Annotated in this window: 20 protein-coding genes and 1 pseudogene; 6 read left to right on the top strand and 15 right to left on the bottom strand. The window is 70.4% G+C overall.

Going from position 1 to position 20,123, the window contains the following annotated elements; translation table 11 throughout:
* Positions 1-7: 7 nt before the first annotated feature.
* From lepB to BCF74_RS01890, 6 genes are all read left to right on the top strand, one after another.
* Positions 8-910, top strand: a complete 903-nt coding sequence (gene lepB, locus BCF74_RS01865; RefSeq protein WP_106296266.1) for a signal peptidase I — start codon at positions 8-10, stop codon at positions 908-910.
* 82 nt (positions 911-992) lie between these two features.
* Positions 993-1,862: a ribonuclease HII gene (locus tag BCF74_RS01870; protein ID WP_106296267.1), complete on the top strand. Its 870-nt coding sequence runs from the start codon at positions 993-995 to the stop codon at positions 1,860-1,862.
* Complete coding sequence (locus BCF74_RS01875; protein ID WP_106296268.1) at positions 1,859-2,173, top strand: DUF2469 domain-containing protein; 315 nt, start codon at positions 1,859-1,861, stop codon at positions 2,171-2,173. The genes BCF74_RS01870 and BCF74_RS01875 overlap by 4 nt, the downstream gene beginning before the upstream one ends.
* Positions 2,174-2,295: 122 nt before the next feature.
* On the top strand, positions 2,296-2,664 hold the full coding sequence (locus tag BCF74_RS01880) for a YraN family protein (RefSeq protein WP_106296269.1): 369 nt from the start codon (positions 2,296-2,298) through the stop codon (positions 2,662-2,664).
* Positions 2,661-3,890, top strand: a complete 1,230-nt coding sequence (locus BCF74_RS01885) for an ATP-binding protein (protein WP_245889158.1) — start codon at positions 2,661-2,663, stop codon at positions 3,888-3,890. Before BCF74_RS01880 ends, BCF74_RS01885 begins: the two co-directional genes overlap by 4 nt.
* Entirely contained in the window at positions 3,772-5,295 is a 1,524-nt protein-coding gene (locus tag BCF74_RS01890) for a recombinase family protein (RefSeq protein WP_245889174.1), read from the top strand. The genes BCF74_RS01885 and BCF74_RS01890 overlap by 119 nt, the downstream gene beginning before the upstream one ends.
* On the opposite strand, the gene BCF74_RS17005 is transcribed toward BCF74_RS01890, so the two are convergent.
* The 15 genes and pseudogenes from BCF74_RS17005 to BCF74_RS01965 form a co-directional block, all read right to left on the bottom strand.
* Positions 5,249-5,479, bottom strand: coding sequence for a hypothetical protein (locus BCF74_RS17005; protein ID WP_146132853.1), 231 nt, complete (start codon positions 5,477-5,479; stop codon positions 5,249-5,251). The genes BCF74_RS01890 and BCF74_RS17005 overlap by 47 nt on opposite strands.
* Positions 5,476-6,051 (bottom strand): hypothetical protein, encoded by a 576-nt coding sequence (locus BCF74_RS01895; RefSeq protein WP_106296271.1) that lies wholly within the window; start codon positions 6,049-6,051, stop codon positions 5,476-5,478. Before BCF74_RS01895 ends, BCF74_RS17005 begins: the two co-directional genes overlap by 4 nt.
* Before the next feature lie 15 nt (positions 6,052-6,066).
* Positions 6,067-6,546 (bottom strand): single stranded DNA-binding domain-containing protein, encoded by a 480-nt coding sequence (locus tag BCF74_RS01900; RefSeq protein ID WP_106296272.1) that lies wholly within the window; start codon positions 6,544-6,546, stop codon positions 6,067-6,069.
* Positions 6,547-6,624: 78 nt separating this feature from the next.
* Positions 6,625-8,412, bottom strand: coding sequence for a type IV secretory system conjugative DNA transfer family protein (locus BCF74_RS01905; protein WP_106296273.1), 1,788 nt, complete (start codon positions 8,410-8,412; stop codon positions 6,625-6,627).
* On the bottom strand, positions 8,409-8,987 hold the full coding sequence (locus BCF74_RS01910) for a hypothetical protein (protein ID WP_106296274.1): 579 nt from the start codon (positions 8,985-8,987) through the stop codon (positions 8,409-8,411). Before BCF74_RS01910 ends, BCF74_RS01905 begins: the two co-directional genes overlap by 4 nt.
* Entirely contained in the window at positions 8,984-10,471 is a 1,488-nt protein-coding gene (locus tag BCF74_RS01915) for an ATP-binding protein (RefSeq protein WP_106296275.1), read from the bottom strand. Before BCF74_RS01915 ends, BCF74_RS01910 begins: the two co-directional genes overlap by 4 nt.
* 839 nt (positions 10,472-11,310) lie before the next feature.
* Positions 11,311-11,688 (bottom strand): annotated as a pseudogene (locus tag BCF74_RS01925) (hypothetical protein); the annotation flags it as partial.
* Between the two features lie 91 nt (positions 11,689-11,779).
* On the bottom strand, positions 11,780-13,249 hold the full coding sequence (locus BCF74_RS01930) for an SCO6880 family protein (protein WP_106296364.1): 1,470 nt from the start codon (positions 13,247-13,249) through the stop codon (positions 11,780-11,782).
* 7 nt (positions 13,250-13,256) lie between these two features.
* A complete protein-coding gene (locus tag BCF74_RS01935) occupies positions 13,257-14,681 on the bottom strand; it encodes a conjugal transfer protein TrbL (RefSeq protein WP_106296276.1) in 1,425 nt (474 codons plus the stop codon).
* Positions 14,682-14,715: 34 nt separating this feature from the next.
* Entirely contained in the window at positions 14,716-15,036 is a 321-nt protein-coding gene (locus tag BCF74_RS01940; protein WP_106296277.1) for a DUF6112 family protein, read from the bottom strand.
* Between the two features lie 185 nt (positions 15,037-15,221).
* Positions 15,222-15,488, bottom strand: coding sequence for a DUF6112 family protein (locus BCF74_RS01945; protein WP_106296278.1), 267 nt, complete (start codon positions 15,486-15,488; stop codon positions 15,222-15,224).
* Positions 15,489-15,764: 276 nt separating this feature from the next.
* Entirely contained in the window at positions 15,765-17,411 is a 1,647-nt protein-coding gene (locus BCF74_RS01950; RefSeq protein WP_106296279.1) for a M23 family metallopeptidase, read from the bottom strand.
* A gap of 15 nt (positions 17,412-17,426) precedes the next feature.
* Positions 17,427-18,125 (bottom strand): hypothetical protein, encoded by a 699-nt coding sequence (locus tag BCF74_RS01955; protein WP_106296280.1) that lies wholly within the window; start codon positions 18,123-18,125, stop codon positions 17,427-17,429.
* Positions 18,126-18,172: 47 nt separating this feature from the next.
* Complete coding sequence (locus BCF74_RS01960; protein WP_106296281.1) at positions 18,173-19,210, bottom strand: ParB N-terminal domain-containing protein; 1,038 nt, start codon at positions 19,208-19,210, stop codon at positions 18,173-18,175.
* Complete coding sequence (locus BCF74_RS01965; RefSeq protein ID WP_106296282.1) at positions 19,207-20,118, bottom strand: hypothetical protein; 912 nt, start codon at positions 20,116-20,118, stop codon at positions 19,207-19,209. The genes BCF74_RS01960 and BCF74_RS01965 overlap by 4 nt, the downstream gene beginning before the upstream one ends.
* Between the last annotated feature and the right edge of the window lie 5 nt (positions 20,119-20,123).

Here is a 20,123-nt window from a genome sequence, read left to right on the forward strand (position 1 = left end):
ACACGTGATGACGAGCCACGAGGCCCGGTTCGACCCGGGCCCAGCCGACCGCGACGGCGCGCGAGGGCCCGATGACCTCGACCACCCGTTCGAGGGATACGGGCCCGGGCCGGATGCCTCCGGGTTGGAGGCCCCAGGGCCGAACGGGCCCGAGGAGCCCGGTCGGGGGCGCTCGGCGATGGGTGCGCTCGGCGCCGCGGTGCGCGAGTTCGTCGTCGTCGTCGCGATGGCGCTCGCACTGTCGTTCGTCGTCAAGACGTGGCTCGTGCAGGCGTTCTACATCCCGTCCGGCTCGATGGAGGACACGCTCATCGTCGACGACCGGGTCGTCGTCAACAAGCTCGTCCCCGACACTGTCGACCTGCAGCGCGGCGACGTCGTCGTCTTCGAGGACCCGGCGGACTGGCTGGCGCCGATCCCCGAGGTGAGCCACGGCCCCGTCCGCGACGGGATCGAGCGGGTCCTGACCTTCGTCGGCCTCCTCCCGAACACGTCCGACGACCACCTCATCAAGCGGGTCATCGGCATGCCGGGCGACCGCGTCGTCTGCTGCGACTCGCAGGGACGCCTCACGATCAACGGCGCCCCGATCACCGAGCCGTACATCAAGCCCGGTGACGTCGCCAGCTCGATCAGCTTCGACATCACCGTTCCCGCGGGCAAGGTCTGGGTCATGGGCGACCACCGCAGCGACTCCGAGGACTCGCGCTACCACGACCCGGACGGCACCGGCGAGCAGGGCTCGGTCCCGATCGACAAGATCACCGGCCGCGCCGTCGCCATCGTCTGGCCGTTCGACCGGGCGGGCTGGCTGCGTCGCCCGGAGGCGACGTTCGCGACCGTGCCCCCTCCCGGTCAGGTGACGCAGCGCGAGTCCACCGGCTCGCCGTCGCCCAGCGGCACTCCCTGAACCTCTTGACCCTGACCTCCTGACCCCTGACCGTCCGCAGGCCTCGACCGCCCGCACTCCCGAGAGCTCAGCACCACCCGTCATGCCCCCCGCAGTCCGCCAGCGCAAACCCAGCCTGCGGGTCGAGCGTGCCCTGCAGCGCGACGGCTACCGGCTGCTCGCGGGCATGGACGAGGTGGGACGCGGCGCCCTCGCCGGTCCCGTCACGGTCGGCGTCGTCGTCATCGACGAGACCTGCCGCTCGGCCCCGCAGGGGGTGCGCGACTCCAAGCTGCTGCAGCCGCACGTCCGCGAGGCGATGGTTCCGCGGATCCGGCGGTGGGCGCACGCCCACGCGGTCGGGCACGCCTCGCCCGCCGAGATCGACGAGATCGGCATCATCGCGGCGCTTCGCCTTGCCGGGCGCCGGGCGCTCGCCCAGCTCGCCGTCGTCCCCGACCTCGTCATCCTCGACGGCAACCATGACTGGCTCACCGAGCCCGACGAGGTCGGTCTGCTCGCATTCGCCGGTGACGGCGGGGGCGCCGACGGCGGTGCCGGTGGTGCTGCCGGCTCTGGTGGCGGAGGTGGCGGAGCCGGGCCGCACAGCCCGCCGGTGACGACCATGATCAAGGCGGACCTGAAGTGCTCCTCCGTCGCCTCGGCCAGCGTCCTCGCCAAGGTCGAGCGCGACCGGATCATGGTCGACCTCGCAGGCGAGCACACGGCATACGGCTGGGAGCTCAACAAGGGGTATGCCGCGCCCGAGCACCTCGGTGCCCTCCGCGAGCACGGACCCAGCGAGCTGCACCGGCGCTCGTGGCGCCTCCCCGGGACCGTGCCCGACGACGTCATGGGTGATGATGTCGGGAGCGGGACGGTCGACGCCGTCCGCGTCGAGCCGGTCGCCGCCGAGGCGCCCGCGCCGACCCTGACCACGAGCGAGCCGACGTACGACGAAGGACACCAATGAGCGCCGAGGACCTCGAGAAGTACGAGAGCGAGATGGAGCTCGCCCTCTACCGGGAGTACCGCGACGTCGTCGGACTGTTCTCGCACGTCGTCGAGACCGAGCGCCGCTTCTACCTGTGCAACTCCGTCGACGTGAAGGTGCGCAGCGACGGCGGCGAGGTGTTCTTCGACGTGACGATGCAGGACGCCTGGGTGTGGGACATCTACCGGCCCGCGCGGTTCGCCAAGCAGGTGCGGGTCGTGACGTTCAAGGACGTCAACGTCGAGGAGCTCGCGAAGTCCGACCTCGAGCTGCCCAAGGGCGAGTTCTGAGGCGGTTCTCGCCGCGCTGAGCACGGTTCGTCGTCCACAGGCGACGACCTCGCGCCCCGTCGTCCACAGGCGGACGGGTCCGTGGTGGCGCGGTGGGCGAGTGAGAGCCGACGCTGCTCGGCATGGACGGACTGCACGGGACCCGGGCGCTGGGTCGCTACGGCGAGGAGCTCGCGGCGCGCTACCTGCGTGAACGCGGGCTGGAGATCATCGCGCGCAACTGGACCTGTCCGGACGGAGAGCTCGACCTCATCGCGCGTGACGGCGACTGTCTCGTCGTCTGCGAGGTCAAGACGCGTCGCGGGACCGGAGTCGGTGACCCGCTCGAGGCGGTGACCTGGGACAAGGTGCGGCGACTGCGACGGCTCACCGCGGCATACCTGCGCGAGCGGCCCGAGCCCGTGCGGGAGGTGCGCATCGACGTCATCGGCGTGCTCGCCCGTCGCGGCCAGCGCCCTGTGTTGCGGCACGTCGAGGCGGTGGGGTCGTGAACGCCCGGCTCGGACGGACGCTCTCGGTCGCGCTCACCGGCCTCGACGGCGTCCTCGTCGAGGTCGAGGCGCACATCTCGGCACAGCTGCCGCACTTCAGCGTCACCGGCCTGCCCGACAAGGCGTGCAGCCAGGCACCGGACCGCATCCGCTCGGCCGCCGCCACGAGCGGCTGCCCGCTGCCGCCGCATCGCATCACGGCGAACCTGTCACCGGCCGCGATCCCCAAGGTGGGGACGGGCTTCGACATCGCGATCGCTCTCGCGGTGCTCGCCGCGGCAGACGTGGTCGACGCCCACCGGATCCGTGACGTCGTCCACCTCGGTGAGCTCGGCCTCGACGGGTCGGTGCGCGGCGTGCGCGGCGTCCTGCCCGCGGTGCTCGCGGCCGCCCGGGTCGGAGTGCGGCACGTCGTCGTGCCACCTGAGAACGTCGCCGAGGCGCAGCTCGTCGACGGGATCAGCGTCCATGCCGCGCCGGACCTTCGGACCCTCGTCTCCTGGTATGCCGTCCGTGCCGGCGTCGACCCGCTTCCGGTCGCCGAGCCGGTCACCGGCGAAGGGGGTGCGAGCCGGCGTTCGGTCGACCTGGCCGACGTCGTGGGCCAGGACGAGGCGAGGAACGCCCTCGAGCTCGCGGCGACGGGGGAGCACCACGTCCTGTTCAACGGGCCACCCGGCGTCGGCAAGACCATGCTGGCCGAACGGCTCGTGACGATCCTGCCGCCACTCACCCGAGAGCAGGCGTTGCAGACCCACGCCATCCGCTCGCTCACCGGCGACGAGGTCGGTGGCGGTGGGCTCGACCTCACCCCGCCGTTCGTCGCGCCCCACCACAGTGCCTCGGTCGCCTCCGTCATCGGGGGCGGGTCGGGTTTCGTGCACCCCGGGGCGGTGTCCCGAGCCCATTGCGGCGTGCTCTTCCTCGACGAGGCGTGCAATGGAAAGTGCACCTCCTTCTCCAAGGAGGTCACTGATGGACACGAACAAGAGCGCGGCGCGGGGCCGTCCTGGGCCGCATGCGCGGCCGGGGCGGGCAACGAGGTCGGTGGTGTATCCGGCGTTCACGCGGACTGGTCCGGCCGAGCCGCTGCCCGAGACGAAGCCGATCTACCTGTATCTGCGGTTGTCGAAGTATCACAAGGACAAGGCGGATGCGATCGAGCGGCAGCGTATCGACCTGACCCGGAAGCTGGCGGCCGAGGGTGGCTGGACGGTGATGGGTGAGTACATCGACAACGACTCGGCGAGCAAGTCTGCGGTCAAGACCCGGAAGGGGTGGCGGCAGCTCAATCAGGACATCCAGGTCGGGCAGGTGCCGGCGTTGGCGTTCTGGAAGTTGGATCGGACGAACCGGATCGCGGCGCGGATCATGGAGTGGATCGCGCAGTGTCAGCAGGCGGGTGTCTACCTGGTCTCGCATCAGGACAGCGCCAGTGAGCTGAACACTGCGACGGCGGGCGCGAAGCTGGTGACGGGGATCAAGGCGCTGCTTGCGGAGGTCGAGACGGACTCGATGAGTGAACGACAGCTCGCCTCGAAGCGGCATCTGGCCGAGGCAGGCTTCTTCCACGGCGGCACGGTCCCGTTCGGGTGGTCGGCCGGTCCGCGGGTGGTGGATGAGTTGGGCCGTTCGGGGCGGAGGCTGGTGCCGCATCCGGTGGAGCATCCGGCGTTGCGGGATGCGGTGGACATGGTGCTGGCCGGGAAGAGCTTGGCGCAGATCGGCCGGTTCTGGCAGGACCGGTATGGGATCACGACGGCCAAGGGTGGTCCGGTGTGGGAGTCCACGATCTACCGGTCGTTGGTGTCTCCGCGGATGATCGGGTACCGGATGCGGCAGGTTCCCGAGCATCAGCGCGGGGTGAAGATCGACCTGCTCGACTACATCGCCCGTGATGGGTCCGGGGAGCCGGTGATCGCGCAGGAGCCGGTGTGTGACCGGGCGACGTGGCTGCGGGTGCGCGGGTTGTTGGAGCAGGCGAAGACCTCGAAGACGCGACGGCCGTGGGGGTCGCACGAGTGGCTGCTGACGGGTCTGCTGCATTGCCAGTGCGGGTCGCGGCTGTACGGGTTGCAGAAGTACCGCACCAAGGCGTCCGGGGAGAAGGTGAAGGCGTACGAGTACCGGTGTCAGGCGAACCGGGTGCGCGGGCCGGGCAACTGCTCGGGCGGCTGCACCGTGAACGCGGCCAATGCGGAGGCGTTCGTGCTGGGCTGGTTCTTCTCGCAGATCACCGATGACGCGCTGGCGCGGGCGCGGGCTCGCCGCCGCGCGGCCCGTTCGGATGCGGGGATCATCGAGGTGCTGGCACAGCTCGATGAGGCCAAGGCCGAGCGGGACGTGTTGGTGGGCAAGCAGGGCACGGGCGAGTACCGGGGGGCGATGGTGACGGTGCTGCTGTCGCTGATCGAGGATGCGCAGACCCGTGTGGATGCGTTGCAGCGGCGCCTGGATGCGCTGGAGCTGGACGAGGTGCCGATCGAGGACGGCCCATCCTTGATCGCGTCGTGGCAGGAGCGGGACATCAAGGAGAAGCGCGCGTATCTGCGGCGGCTGATCCACCGCGTCGACGCGCTGCCGGTCAAGGCGCCGATCGAGGAGCGGTTGCGGATCGTTCCGATCGAGTGAGGGTGTCGGCGACCTGCGCGGCATCGAGCATCGTCGCGACCTCCTCGATCACGTCGTCCGAGGCGGGCTGGGTGGTGCGCCGGATCGTCCCGGCGCACCACCCGGCCGCGAACGCGGGATAGGCCGGTTCGCCGACGAGCGGGTTCAGCTCGTCGGCGGGCGGGCAACCCGGGTCGGTGGTCATTGCTCGTCCCTGGCGATCGCGGCGAAGAACTCATCCTCAGCATGCCGGCGCTGTTCGACGTCGGCGATCACGAAGTCCACGAACTCGCTTTCGCGGTCGGCGATGATGACGTCTTCGACCGGCGGTGCGGGTTTCTCGCCGGGCCAGGTGGTCTGGCGGGTAGGGCGGTCGCGGTCCAGGCGGGTGCCGGAGGCGGCGACCCATTCGCGTAGCCGGTTGCGGGCGTCGGCGAAGTCGCGGTGCCAGCCCAGCGGGGCGCTGCCGCTCATGTCGGGGTCGTAGGCGCACAGCCAGTGCAGGTGCAGTGCGGACAGTTCCCACACCAGCTCGGGGTGGTGGTGCCAGAACGGTGGGATCACGCTGGCCGGGAGCCCGTAAGTGGTGCGCAGCCATCGGACCCACCGGTTCAGCTCGAACCACTCGACCTCGGCATCGTCGGCGGTGAGCAGGTTCCAGTTGATCGGGTGCGGAGGCTCGGCGACCAGCGGATCGTTCTCGGCGACGAGGTTGTCCTCGTCCAGGTCGTCGGGCTCCTCGTCCAGGTCTTCGGGGTCCGGGGTGTGCTCGGTCATCGCTCTGCCCACCCTTCACATGCTGATCGCCGGCGCGGTGCTGGCCGGTCGGCGGTCGGGCGGATCGAACGCGGTCGCGTCCCGCTCGGCGGCCCGTGCGGTCGCGGTGTGCACGGGTGCGCTCTGTTCGGGGCCGGTGTGGCGCTTGCTGCGGTCCACGTCGTAGCGGGTGTAGGCGGTGTCGTGCCCGATCCCGGTGACCACGAACACCTCGCCTTCCATGCCGGTGTCACCCTTGGGGAACGTGCGGAGGAAGCCCTGGGCGATGAACCGGTCGCCGGGGACGTAGTTGTCCATGATCCGCTGCACGTTGTCGTCGTAGGCGACGAAGGTGGCGAAGGTCTTGCCGAGGTCGGTGAACGAGCCGTCTTCCTCGCGGTGCTTGCGTTCCTGCCCGAACCGCACCTTCACGTACGGGGCGCCGTCCTGGGTCTCCAGCTCTCGCGGCTCTTTGGCGATGAACCCTCGTATCGAGGGCCGCGCGTTGATCGACATGCTGTGCTCCTGCCTGTCTCAGGCCGCGTCAACGGTGCGCGGCTACACCAGGCAGGTGCACCACCCTGCCCCGGCCGATCAGGTGTCGGCGGGGCGACGCAGCAATGACTCGATGGCCCCGCGGTCCTTGCCGAGCTGGTCGGCGTCGGGGCGAGTGGGCCAGGCGCGCAGGTCGGTCACGATCGGCGGCGCCGAGCGCAGCAGGGTGATGCCAGTGCCGAACGGCAAGGTCCGAATGCGGTCCGGCGGCAGGATCGACACCCGCCGGACCGACCGCTGGTTCGACCTCGTGCCGTGATCGCCAAGGGTCACCGAGTCGGTGTACTCGTCGCGTTCGCCGATGAGGGAGGAGAGGTCTTGGAGGTCACGGGAGTTGGAGGCGCCGCCGAGGATGATCTTCACGATGCTGGCGTCCCAGATCGCGCCGGCGGCGTTGTCGCCCCACTTCTCCCGCGCCTGGGCGAGCGACTGGAGGACGGGCAGGCAGGTGATGCCGGTGCCGCCGCCTTCGGCCATCAGCGTCGGCAGCGAGGGCAGGGGTGAGAGGTTGCCGATCTCGTCCAGGGCCAGCAGGAGGGGCGGGTCGAGGCGGGCGCCGGGTGAGCGGGCGGCGAGGCGGCGTGCGGCTTCCACGAGGTCTTCCACGAATGCCGCCACGAGGGACGCGGACGCTCCGGCGCCGGCGCCGGTCGCCAAGAGAAACAGGGTGCCGCGCTGTTGGAGGAAGGCTTCGGGGTCGAAGTCCTCGCCCTCGCGCGGAGTCACTGCGTCGAGGACGCGCGGGTCGGCCAATGCTGAGAGCGCGAGGGAGACGCCCTGCCAGATGGAGTCGCGGGTCTTGGGGTCGGAGTCGATCATCGCGCCGAGGGAGTCGGCCCATCCGGTGGCTGCGCCGGGGTGGTTGGTGAGGACGGCGACGGCTTCGGCGGCGATGGAGGGGTCCAGGGTCCAACGGAACAGCTCGGCGGGTGGCCGGTGGTCGAGGGCGGCGGCGTGCAGCAGTGCTTGGAGGGCGGTGCGGGTCTTGCCTTCCCAGAACCCGCCCGACTCCACGCCGCCGCTGCTGAGTCCGGTACCTGAGGCGAGTCCGGTGGCGCGGATCATCGCCGTCAGCGGGTCCTCGCACCCGCGTACCGGGGACCACCGCAACCCCGACGGCACCCCTTCGGCGAGGTGCTGGGGGTCGAACACTCCCACCGGCCGGCCGTCCTGCTGCCGGGCTCTCAGGGTGGCGGTGAGGTTGTCCGGCCGCGTCGATGTGGTGACGACCGCGCCCGGTGCGTCCAAGATGGCATTGATGACGACGTGCAGCCCTTTGCCGGAGCGGGGCGGGCCGAGCAGCAGGATCGAGTCCTCCACCGATGCCCACACCTGCTTGCCGTGGCTGGTGCCCAGCAGGTACCCGACATCGGACGGAGCCGGCTCCTTCACCGAGGGGCGCAGCGTTCCGGCACGGCGCAGCAGCGCCTTGCCGGAGGCCGTCTGGCTGACCTCGTGGCCGGTGGCGGTGCCGGCCAGGCGGCGGGGGTCGGTCTCGGTCTTGCGGGTGTGACGGCGCAGCCGCACCCACACCCACCCGCCACCCACGCATAGCCCTGCGAGCAGGAGGCCGGTGACGATCCAGTAGGCGGCCGGGTTCAGCCCGTCCGCCTGGAGCGCGGCGGCGGGGTCGCCGGGGTTGAACAGCACCCCGAGCCCCGACGCCGGCCCCGCGGCAGGCTGTGGGCTGCGGGTGAGGAACGCTGCCACGCTGCCGGAGGCGCGCAAGATCAAGGCCACGCCGAACATGCCGACCAGGCCGATGAGGGCGGCGTTGGTCAGCTCGTCCCCGAACGAGCCGGTCTGTCGGCCCTGCGGGCTGCTCATGGCACCCGCCTGACCACAGTCGTGCCGGAAATAAGCCCGTAGAGGATGACCTCACCCCGACCTTCGTCCAGCGCGGCTTCGGGCTGGCGCCGGTCGAGCAGGGCGCGGGCGGCCCCGGTTCCGGTGGCGTCGGTGTGGGCGACGATCACGGCAACGGCGATGTCCTCACCGGGCACGAACCCCTCCCCGGTGACCTCGACCAGCGCCGGCGGCTCGTGCTGCGTGGTGTGCTTGGCGCGGCGTGCCCGCCGCGTCTGCGGCGCTGCCGTGTCGTCGTCGTGTGGTGGTGGGGTGGGTTTGCGGGCGCGGATGAGGTCGGTGAACACGGTCCCGTCGACCTCGCGGACCTCGATCCGCACCGCGACGGTGCGGTCCTTGGTCACCGCGTCCAGCAGCGGCCCGAAGCTGCTGCGCATCCACTCCTCGCCCGCCGCGGGTGGCGGGACCGCGGTCCCGTCGATGGTGACGTCCAGAGTGCCCGTCTCGGTGACGGTGATGAGGACGTGGGGCAGCATCACCGGTGTCTCGTCGGGCTGCTGGGATGGGGTGCGGTGGAGTGGGTTGCGTCCGCTCATGACTGACCGCCCAGGTAGCGGGCGTCGGTCCGGAACAGCTCCAGCTCGACCGGATGGAGCTGATGCTGCGAAATGAAGCTCCTGGACTTGATCTTCCACAGCCCCTGCCCGACCCCGAGGGTGGGGAGGAGCTTCTGCTCGGTGCCGGTCAGACCGAGTGCCTGCGCGGTGGTGCCGAGCTGGTCGGACTCTTGCCGGTAGACGATGCGGGTCTCCGCGTTGGCGAGCAGGCTGTTGGCGAGGGAGCGCATCGCGGAACCCTGGTCGCCGACATTGTCGAGGTCGGTGAGCTTGTGGAAGATCAGCATGTTCGCGATCCCGTAATGTCGCGCCAGCCTCCAGTGAGCGTCCATGCGTCGTAGCAGGGCGGGGTGGGACATCAGCCGCCAGGCCTCGTCGTAGATCACCCACCGCTGCCCGCCGGCCGGGTCCAGCAGCGCGGATTCCATCCACGCGCTGGAGCAGGTCATCAGCACCGAGATGAGCGTGGAGTTCTCCGTCACTCGCGACAGGTCGAGGCTGATCATCGGCAGCGACGGATCGAACGCCACGGTGCTCGGCCCGTCGAAGAGCCCCCCGAGGTCTCCGGCGACCAGGCGGCGCAGGGCGTGACCGACGAGCCGGCCATCCTCCGCGAGGCGCCCATCCGGAGCATCGGTCGGGGTGAGGATGTGGTCCACGACCATCGGCAGGATCGGCACCGTGTTCTCTCGCACAGTCGCGGTCAGCGCGAGGTCGATGGCGGTGTGCTCCAACGGCGTCAGCCCGCGCGCGAGCACGATCTCGGCGAGGGCGCCGATCAGGTCGCGACGACGCGAGGCGACGGTGGAGGACCACTGCTCATCCGACAAGCCACTTGGACGGTGGCCTTCATCGAGCGGGTTCAGCCTTGTGTGCAGTCCGTGACCAAGGACGATCGCCCGCCCGCCGACCGCTTCGGCGACGGCGGTGTGCTCGCCTTTCGGGTCGCCGGGTACGTAGACGCGGCGGCCGAACGGCAGGGACCGGGTGTAGAGAGATTTCGCCAGTGAGGACTTGCCGGAGCCGACGATGCCGGCCAGGACGATGTTGGGGGCGGTGATGATCCCGCGGGCATACAAGACCCAGGGGTCGTAGACGAAGCTGCCGCCGGAGTAGAGGTCTTGCCCGACGAACACTCCATCGGAGCCGAGGCCGCCTTCGGCGACGAACGGATACGCGCCCGCCAACGTCGCGGAGGTGTCCTGATGCCTGGGCAGCCGGAACCGGCCCGGCGACCTAAGCGCGGCCGGGCCGGGTTCGCCGGCTGCGGGCAGGTAGGTCGTCGCGCGGTGTTCGGCCTTCTCGGCCTCGGCTTTCGCCCGTGCCGCCTGCTTCTCTGCGTGGCGTCGCTCGGCCTGGAGACGTGCCGCGGCCTGTCGGCGTTGCTTGCGCAGTCGGCGGCGCTCGGCGGCGGGGGCCACCAGGACGGAGGTGTGCAGTCGCTCGGGCTCGGTGCCGGTCACAGGGACAGCCCCCGCCCGGCCGATCCGGTGGTGCGGGCGGGTCCGGCGAACCAGTCCTTGTCTGCGCCGAGCGCTGTCCGTCGCACGGCGGACGCCTGCGTCGGCTCAGGTGCGGACGGGGCGCCGATCCCGGCGATCGCCTCCCGCGCCGGCACCACGCCGGGGTCGTCGAGCCTGTCGTCCGACGGAGCGTAGTGCTCGCGCAGGAGGCTGACGTGTCCGGCGAAGGGGTTGTAGGTGAGGGTGTAGTCGTCCTCGCCGGTGACCACCCGGTCCAGCGCTCCGGTCGGAGGCTCGTCGTAGACGTAGCCGTTCTCGAGCGCGGCCTGGGTGGTCTCCTCCCCGTAGTCCCAGCCCTTCAGGTGTTCGATCGCCGCGGCGGTGCCGTCCCGGTCGATCACGTCGAGAACCTGGTCGGCTTCCTCGCCTTGGAGGAACACCACGCTGATCCACCGCCGGGCCGGCCCTGCCAGGTCACCGGCGATGGTGTGTTCAGGAGCCTCGGGCGCCCCGGTGAGTTCGGTGAGGGCGTCGGTGTTGGTGCGGGCTGCCTCGGCCACCCATTCCGGGAACAGCCCTGCGTGCTCGGGCGTGCTGTCGGGATGGTCGAGGGCGTACTGTCGGGCCTCGCCGGCCGCGGACAGGAAGGTCGCGAGGTCGCGGATCGCGTGGTCGGCATCGACGGGCTGGCCGGCCCCGGTGAACAGGTCCCGGCCCTCCAGCTCCTGGCCGGTGGTCGTGTCGGTGATCCGGTAGGCGTAGCGCTGGTGCTCACCCACCGGGGTATCAGGCCAGACCATCAGCCTCAGCGTCCCCGCGGTAACTGTCGTGGGCACGGGGGCGTCGTGGTCGAGGCCGGTCCGTGCGGGTCCGGGGTGCCAGGCGATCCGCCCGGAGTGGGAGAACGCGGCATTGAGGTGGTCGTGAGCCTGGTCGAGCAGGGTCCCGGCCTGGTGCAGCTCATCGGCCGCCGCCAAAGCGGAGGGGTCCCCGGCGAGGTGGTCGCCGTCGTCGTGGTGCGCCCGGTCCCGCTGGGCGAGGTGGGCACTGGCGAGCTGGTCGAGCACCTGCCGCAGCGATCGCATGGTCGCGGTGAGGTCACCGAAGACCTGGTAGGTATCGGCGGGCTGGTCGAAGACCCGGCTGGCGTGGGCGAGACCCCGCATCGCCTCGGATGCCTCGGCGGCATCGGCGAGTGGGTCGTGGAACGTGGGCATGACAGCCTCCCTGGCAACGTGGGCGAGCACCCCCGGCGATTCGGGGGCCACCGGTCAGGTGCACCCGCCCACCCACCGAGCACAGGTGCGGTCAGATGCGCCGGCACAGCGGCAGCGCGGCCGCGGTGAACGCCGCGGCCTGCTGCCCGACCAGGAGCCGGGTCTCGCAGGAGGCTTGGATGGCGGCCTGTTCGATCGCCGCCACCCCGGCATCCAGCTCCTCGACGGTGGGTGCGGAGACGGCGATGAGGCCGGTGTAGCGGAGCACTCCGTGGCCGGCGGTGAGGTCTGCTTCTTGCTGGAGCACGTCGTGGTACTCCGCGGTCTGCGCGGCGTCCTCGATCTGCCCGATCTTGGCCCGCTGAGCCCGATCGGAGATGTGCTCGACCTTCTTCTTGCGGATGTCGCGGGCAGCTTGGTCGGAGCGCAGCGGTGTGCACAGCAACGAGAACGATCGCTGAATCCCCGTCGAGAGCAGGACCGGAGAAAGGAAACCGGGATAGACCAGCGAGCGGGGCCACTCGGAGACCCACAGCACCGCGTGGTGGGCCGAGTCGGTGCGGATGCGCGACCAGGACTCGTTGACCGCGACCGGCCCGGCGGTGGCGAGGGACTGGCCGAGCTGGCCGTGGCGTTCGAGGGTGGCGGCGATCGCCGGGTCAAAGGCCGAGCGGAGGATCACCGCGATCTGGCCCGGCGTGAGCCAGCCGGAGGGTGACAGGTCGGCCGAGCGCAGCGCGGCCGTGAGGGTGTTCATCTCCTGGCGCAGGACCGCGGCCGCGCCGCGCAGGCCGCCGCCGGCGGTCCTGATCTGCCTGGCGCTGGCGTTCATGTCCAACGCGAGCGACAGCGTGGTGGCGTGCCTCTCGCCGGCGGGGCCGGCGCGGTCGATCAGCTCGGCGTATGTCTGTGAGGCCCAGGTGTCGTCGGCGGTGCCGTGGGCCTCCCACCACTCCGCGAGCCCGGTGCCGGAGTCCGGCAGCGTCCGTTCCAGGACTTGGAGGGTGGCGATGCGGCCGGAGCGGCACACGGTGGCGAGGACGCGGCCCCAGGAGGTGACGCGGCGTTCCTGCTCACCGGGGTCGAGGAGCACGAACGCGGGATGCGTCACCTCGCAGACCACGGTCAGAGTGGCGGTGGTGGGGTCGTGGATGATCCCGGCTCCGGTCTCGGGGTCGGTGTACTCGCGGAGTCGCGCCTGGTCGCCGGGTAGCGCGAGCGTGCCCACTGGCCGGGGTGCGACGATCCGGCGGCGGTAGAGGAGCTGGCCTACGGTGGTGCGCCAGAGCCACCAGCACGCGACCGGCAGCCACTCGACCGCGGGCCTTCCGGCGATGGGTATCCAGGTCAAGGCGGCGGCGATGACCCAGATTGGGGCGGTGTAGGCGAGCAGGATGCCGCCGCCGGCGTAGAGGGCGCCGACGATGGAGAGGATGCCGATGGCGAGGGTGATGAGCTGCGCCAACGACAGCCCCAACAACACGCCCCGGCGGGTGAGGCGGGAGAACTTCACCGGCACCAACGCCGAGGAGACGCTGTTCTCGTTCTTGGTAGTTGCCATCGCCATCTCACTCCTTCCCGGTGTTGGTCGGCCTCGGCGCCGGAGGCGCGGAGGGTCCGCCGTTCGGGGTCTTCGGTGCCGGCGTCGATGGCGGTGGGGGCGTCTGTGGCTCCGGGCTGGTACCGGTGTGTCCCTGCCCGGTCTGGCCGGCGGCGTCGGCGGCGCCCTCGCCCTGTGCACCGAGGGCCTGGCCGGCTTTGGGTCCGGCGGTAGCGGCGTCCTTGGCGACCTTCGCCGCGACCACGGCCGCCGCGACCGGACCCGCCGCCGCAGCACCAGCTCCCGCGCCAGCGCCCGCAGAGCTGCTGCCCGCGGTCGCAGCCGTGCCACCGCCGGTCGTCCCCGCCGTCGATGTCGGCGCAGAGCTGGTGGGCGGCGGTGTCCCGCCGCCACCGGGACCACCGCCACCGGGACCACCGCCACCGGGAGGGCCGCCGCCCGGGCCGCCACCGTCGTTGCCGTCGAGAACCTTCTTGGGCTCGTCACCGCCGTTGCCGGGCTTGGACGGGATAGGCACGGGCCGGTTCAGCGCCTGCTTCGCGTCCTGTTCGGAGCCGATCGCATGGTACATGTCGAACCCGACGAACGCGATGAACTTGTAGGTCAGGTAGGGCGCGAACGCGGCCATCGCCATCAGCACGATCCCGGCGATCGGATCGGCCACTGAGGCCAGGTCGCCGTCGATGGGTGCGCTGACTTGGGTGATGGCGACGAGGAACATCACGACCAGGACGAGCTTGGAGCAGATTAGGGCGATGACGAACATCGCCCACTTGCTGATCCATCCCCGACTGGCATCCCACGAGGCCCCGGAGAAGGCGAGGGGTGCGAACACGATCGCCACCAGCAGCAGCGCCTTCCTGACCAGCAAGGAGAGCCAGACGATGGCGGCGGCGGCGATCGCGAGGCCGGCGAGGAAAATGGTGACAATCGCGCCGACGCCGGGGGCGGCGATGTTGATGCCGACCAGGCCGGCGGCGAGCAGGGCGATCTTGTCGCCCATGCTCTCGGTGGTCTCCCCGGCGGCCTGGATGATCCCGATGCAGAGCTGGTCGACAATCTCCAGCAGCAATGCGGTCAGGGTGATGACGACGAAGCTGCCGAGCACGCTCTTGGCGAGCCCCAGGGCGGCACGACTGAGTGCGGTGGGGTCGCGTCTGATCAGGCCGGTGATGAGCTGGAGGCAGAAGAAGATCAGCATCACGAACACCGCGACGCCGAACAGGATGTTGTAGACGCTCACGTACTCGGGACTGGTGACATCCACGAGGGTGGTGGTGTCGAACACGGCCCAGACGGCCTCGAATAGCCAGCCGGCGGCGGCGCCCATCGCTTGGGCAAGCCAGTCGAACGGCGCCGCCACCAAGGACGCGGCACCTTCGCCGACCGCATCGCACACACTGGAGATGACAGGGACGTCGCAGACACCCATCACAGAACCTGCTTCCTTGCTCGATGGATGGGTGTTAGACCTGCTGGCCGACGTTCCAGAAGAAGTTGATGAGGGTCACGCTCGCGCCGCAGATCACTGCGGCGCCGCAGGAGACGAGGACGCCGATCTTGCCCCTGCCCGCGAGGTGCGGGTTCGAGGAGTTGGCGCCGAAGCCCCACACGATCGCGGAGATGATCAGCGCCAGGACCGAGAGGATCAGACCGACGGTCATGACGGCGCCGACGATGGTGCGCAGTTGCGCGATACCGGGCAGGCCGTCGCTGTTGGGGTCGATGTTGATGTCCATCGGCAGCACGAGCGGTGCGGTGAGATAGGTGATGGCGAGGTCGAACACGATGGCTCCTGACAGATGCGGACCCGCCGGGAAGGGCGGGGAACACGGACGGGGTTCGCAGGTCAGGTGCGCCCGCACCTCCACCCCGCCCGTGCCCGGCCGACCTGATCCCCCCACCACGCGAGTGCCGCCCCACCTGGACAGGGCGAGACGGCATCGGCGACGACGGCGACGACGGGCGGGTGTCAGAGCTGGTCGCCGAGGGCAATGAGCCAGTTCATCCACGCCACCCCGCAACCGGCCAGTGCGGCGGTGCCCACGGCGACGAGCACGCCGGTGCGGGCCTTGCCGGCCATCGCGTGGTTGCCGTTCGCGGCGGCGATGGCCCACACGATCGCGGACACGATCAGCATCAGGACCGCGATGATCAGTACGAATGTGAGCAGCGCACCGATCACCGCCCGGAGGTCGCCGATGCCGCCGAGCCCGTCGAAGTCCGGGAACACGTTCATGCCGCATCACCACGGGCACGTTCTTTGCGGGTGCAGCGAGTGAAAGCGATGCTGGTGGTGTCCGATGATCGAAGTGACGGAATAGCCCTCATGCCGGTAGGTGCGACCCGCTGGCCCAGCTATGCCGGGACCGGCCGCCTGGTCCGGCGGACGCCACATGACCAGGGTCTTCGCTCGGATTGCCGGCACCGGCTCAGCGGCGGTTGTGGCCGGGACGGTGGCCGATCCGGTGCTTACATCTGACGCATGATTCGTGCATCAGATGTAAGCGAATAATCACGGATTCTGAGAGACGGTGACGTGGAGGTGGTCGTAGTGGCCGCCGGTCACGTCGCCGGGGTCGTGCATGCCGCCGCCGTTGTAGGGGCGCCAGCCCTCGGCGTCGCGGGCGAGGGACCAGATTTTGCCGTCCCAGATGAGGTATTCGATGCCCAGGGCTTCGGCGTGAGTCTTCATCCAGTTGGTGACGTCCCAGCCGAGTTCGCGCTGTGCCGGGGTGGGGTGCTGGCCGATGGCGTTGCCGAACGTGCCGTCGCACGCCCGGCCGAGGGGGTGTTCGGAGACGGTGCCGGGGCGTGGTGAGTAGCAGGCCCAGCTCGTGTCGGGGAACGCGGCGATGGTCTGCTGGTAGAGGTGCAGCATCCGGGCGGTGATCTGCCCACCAGTGGTGGGGTCGTCGACCATGCGGTTCGGGTCGCCCTCGAACGGCTCCGGCGACCCACCGGGAGCGCTGCCATTCTCAGGGTCGCAGTCCTCGCCGGGGGTGCCGGGGCCGGTCTCGGGTTCGGGCAGGTCGGCCGCGTCATGGGAGTTGAGCCAGGCGGCGGGGTCGGTGTGCTCGCCGTTCGTGCCGCCGAGGCGGACCTCGAAATGCAAGTGCGGACCCGTGGAGTTACCGGAACTGCCGATGTCGCCGATGTGCTGCCCGGCGACCACCTGGTCTCCGGGCGCGACGTGGATGCCGTGCTCCCACATGTGCGCATACGCGGTCGCGACGGTCTGCCCACCGATGGTGTGCTCGATGACGATGAGCCCGCCGTAGCCACCGGAGAACTCCGCGACCGTGACGGTGCCATCGGCTGCCGCGAGCAGCGGGGTGCCGTCCGGGGCGGCGAAGTCGGTCCCGGTGTGAAAGCTCTGCTCGCCGGTGATGGGGTGGATGCGTGGCCCGTACTCGGAGGTCAGGACCCAGGTGCCCTCAGGGACCGGGAACACCACCCGCGACGACTCCGGCCCAGCCACCGGTACGACCTCGCCGCCCGTGCTCGCTGTGGTGGTGAGGGTGGACAGGATGGTCTCGGCGACTGGCTCGTAGTTGCGGTACCGGTCGGGGTAGGCGGAGACTTCGACGGCTTGGGCGGCCTCGCCCTTGTCCATCTCCTCCCAGCCGGGAATGTCCAACAGGCCCCGCGGCGAGGGATGGTTCGGACCGGTGGGCCCGCCGAAGAACGCCTCCGCTTGATAGACGGGGTCCATCAGCTCCGCGACCGTGCCCCACCCGGACTGTGGCCGCATCTGAAACAGACCCAGGCTGTCGTGGTCTCCACCGTCCCCGTCGTTGGGGTAGTTCGCCGACTCGGGATAGGCGGACGTGTTGGAGAGCTGGCGCAGGGTGGATTCGGTGAGTGCGGCCATCAACGCGATGACCAGTCCGTCGCGACTCACTCCGTCGATCTGGCTGCCGGTCTCGATGATCGTCGCGGCGTGGGTGAGTTGGGTCCGGTTCAGCGTGAAGGTCTCACCGTTGGCGGTGGTGACCTCCAACTCGTCGGGGACGTCCCCGACCGTGACTCCGCCCCCGTTGACGGTGCAGGTTGCGGTGGCGGTCGCGGCGGGGTTCATCAGCACCCCGACCGAAAGCAACGCCAGAGCGGGTCCGAAGAACACCAGGACCAGCGCGGCGACGGCGACCTTCTTCAACACGACAGCCCCCTTGTCTCAACGCAGGGGGTTGTCGAGCTGGGACAGCCGCAGCAGATGGCAGGTGTCGTACGTCGGTGCGCAGACGATGAACACCGTGAACGCCACCGGATGCTCGGAGGTCACCTGCTCGTCGTTCCAGACGCCTTCGCGGTGGCGGGTGCCCTCGATCGTGTACGCGACGGTGCCGGGCGCGAGCTGCCCGGGCTGGGCCTGCTCGACCGCCTCACCCCACGCCGGCGGCACGAACAGGTTGTCGATGGTGAGGTGCTGGGCGGTGCCGTACTGCCGAAGCTCCAGCCACGCTTGCCGGCTCGGGAGGTAGGCGGCGACGTCGGAGGCGAGCCCGGCCTGTTCCGCACCCGAGGGGTCGCCCACGGCGAGGACCACCGCGCTGTAGTCCAAGGGCATCAACCCCGAGGCGGTATCCCAGGCGAACAACGCCTCGGCGACGTTGCCGGCGAAGGTCTCCGGGTCATCGGACGCCTCGATCTCCGGCAGCCGCGGCATCCCGGTGGGGGTTGGTTCGTCGGGCGAGGTGACCACCGGCCCCGGCCGTGTCCCGCCGTCGCCGTCCGATGTATCGGGCTTCGGTGGCCCGGCCAGGAGGCCGTAGACGCCGACTCCGGCGAGTACCACGATCGCTACGAGAGCGGCGATGAGTGCGATGAGCCGGTGACGGGAACGAGGATCAGACGAGGCGAGTGGGGTCTTCATACCCGACAGGTGCGCCAGTCCTGCCTTCGCGCTCAGACAGCGCCGTGTCAGAGGGCGCGCAGGTGTGCACGACCAGTGGGCGGCTCGTCGGCCGGCTGATGGTCGGAGGCTTGGTGGTCGCGGGCGGCGCGCAGCTCGTCGGCGAACCCGCTCGTGCCGTCGGCGGTGTCCAGGAAGCCCGCGATCTGCTCGTCGCTCAGATCGGCGGCGAGCTGGTCGGCGTCGTAGTGGGTCCACCACTCGGTCAGCTCGCCCCAGGTGTGGATGAACGCCCGCACCGGATACCGCACCGGCTCCCCATCGACACCGGTCAGCGGCACCGGAGGCGGCACCGGCGTCTTGCCCTTCTGCTTCTTGGCGGCGGTGGCGCGGGCGACGGCTTCGTCGGCCATCTGGTGCAGGTCGGCCTCCCGCGCGTCCTGCGCAGCGATCGCCGCGTCGCGAACCGCCAGGTAGATGGGATGCACGGGCGCGCCGGCCTCGATCCGCTCCAATCCCGCCCGTGCCTGGGCGCGCAGGCTCTCGGGCTGGGCGGGGTCGGCGACGATCTGTTCGAGGTAGCCGATCTTCTCCAGGGTCGTGTGCGAGGCGCCCCCGGGGACCATCACCGCCGCCTGCTTACGAGCGACACCGAGCGGACCTGCTGACGGTCCTGCAAAATTTGCAGGACCGTCACTCCCCGGCTGGTAGTCGCTGCTGAACTGCGTCGATGCCTTCCGCCGGGCGGCATCTTCGGCCATCACCTGCTTCAGCTCCCGGTACAGGGCGGCAGCCTCGCGCTGGGTGAGCGGCTTGTGGAGCATGTTGTCGTCCTGTTCGGCTAGGAGTTGTCCGAGCCGGTCGGAGAGGCCGGAGCGGACCCACACGTTGACCTTCTTCTCCCCGAGCTTCCGGATCGCGGCGAGCCTCCTCGCGCCGCAGACGAGGGCGCCGTCCGGGGTGACGGTGATGGGTTGCAGCAGTCCGTCGCGTGCGATGGAGGCGGCGAGTTCGTCGATGTCGCCCAGCTCGGTGCGGTGTCGGCGGCCGACGCGGATGGACTCGACCGTCCATTCCAGCTCGATGTGTCCCGGATCGAAGCTCACTGCCCCTCACCCCCGGCGGGACGGCGCCGTGGGGCGGCCAGGGAGAGCGAGAGCACGAGGTCGTCGTCGCGCAGCAGCACCGGCAGCGTCTCGCCGATCAGCAGCCGCAACAGCACCCCCTTGCCGGCACTGGTGGCGGCGTAGGCGGGGTGGGGGTTGCCGAGCAGTGCCCGCAGCAGCGCGGTCCACGAGGCGCGGGGCAGGTCCAGTAGGGCGCGGGCGTGCCGGTCCCGCCGAAGGCTCTCATAGGCGGACTGCCGGGTACCGGCCCGCATCAGCGCCCCGCAGACGTGTTCCACCGAGGCCCGCGCGGTCTCCGGTGCCCAGCCCAGCAGGCACAGCAGGCCGATGGCATCCTCGCTCGCTGACTCAGCGGACATGCACGCCCGATCCGAACCGCCGGAGCCACCGTCGCCCGCATCGGCGCTGGTGTCGGTCTCGGCCTCTGCCGAGCTGGGGTCGGTGACGTGGAAGGCCGGGTGGTACTCCGTCAGGGGGTTATCCCGGTCGCCGAACCGCTCCGGGTCGTGGAACACAGACACGTGCGGACGGCGGGCCTGGTGGACCGAGCAGAGCAGTCCTTGGGCGCGTTCCTCGAAGATGCAGGTGATCCGCACCCCGTGGGTGACCATCGCCCACGGATCATCCGCCCGCCGGGTGGAGTCGTACTGCATCGCGTCGAACGCCGCTGACGCCGCCTCCCACGGGTCCAGACCGTGCTTGCGCGCCAGCGGGGTGTACTTCTGTGCGGCGTGGGTCATCAGCTCCCGCGCCACGGGGTCGGAGGCCCAGGCGCCTTCGCCCGTCTTGTGCAGTCGGTTCAGCAGGGCACGCAGGCCCTCACCGGTGGTGAAGTCCTCCACCGGCTCGCCGTCGTCGTTGTGGTCGTGGTGTGTCGTGGTGGTCATGGCCG

The sequence above is a fragment of the Knoellia remsis genome (genome assembly GCF_003002895.1).
Taxonomy (GTDB): Bacteria; Actinomycetota; Actinomycetes; order Actinomycetales; family Dermatophilaceae; genus Knoellia; species Knoellia remsis.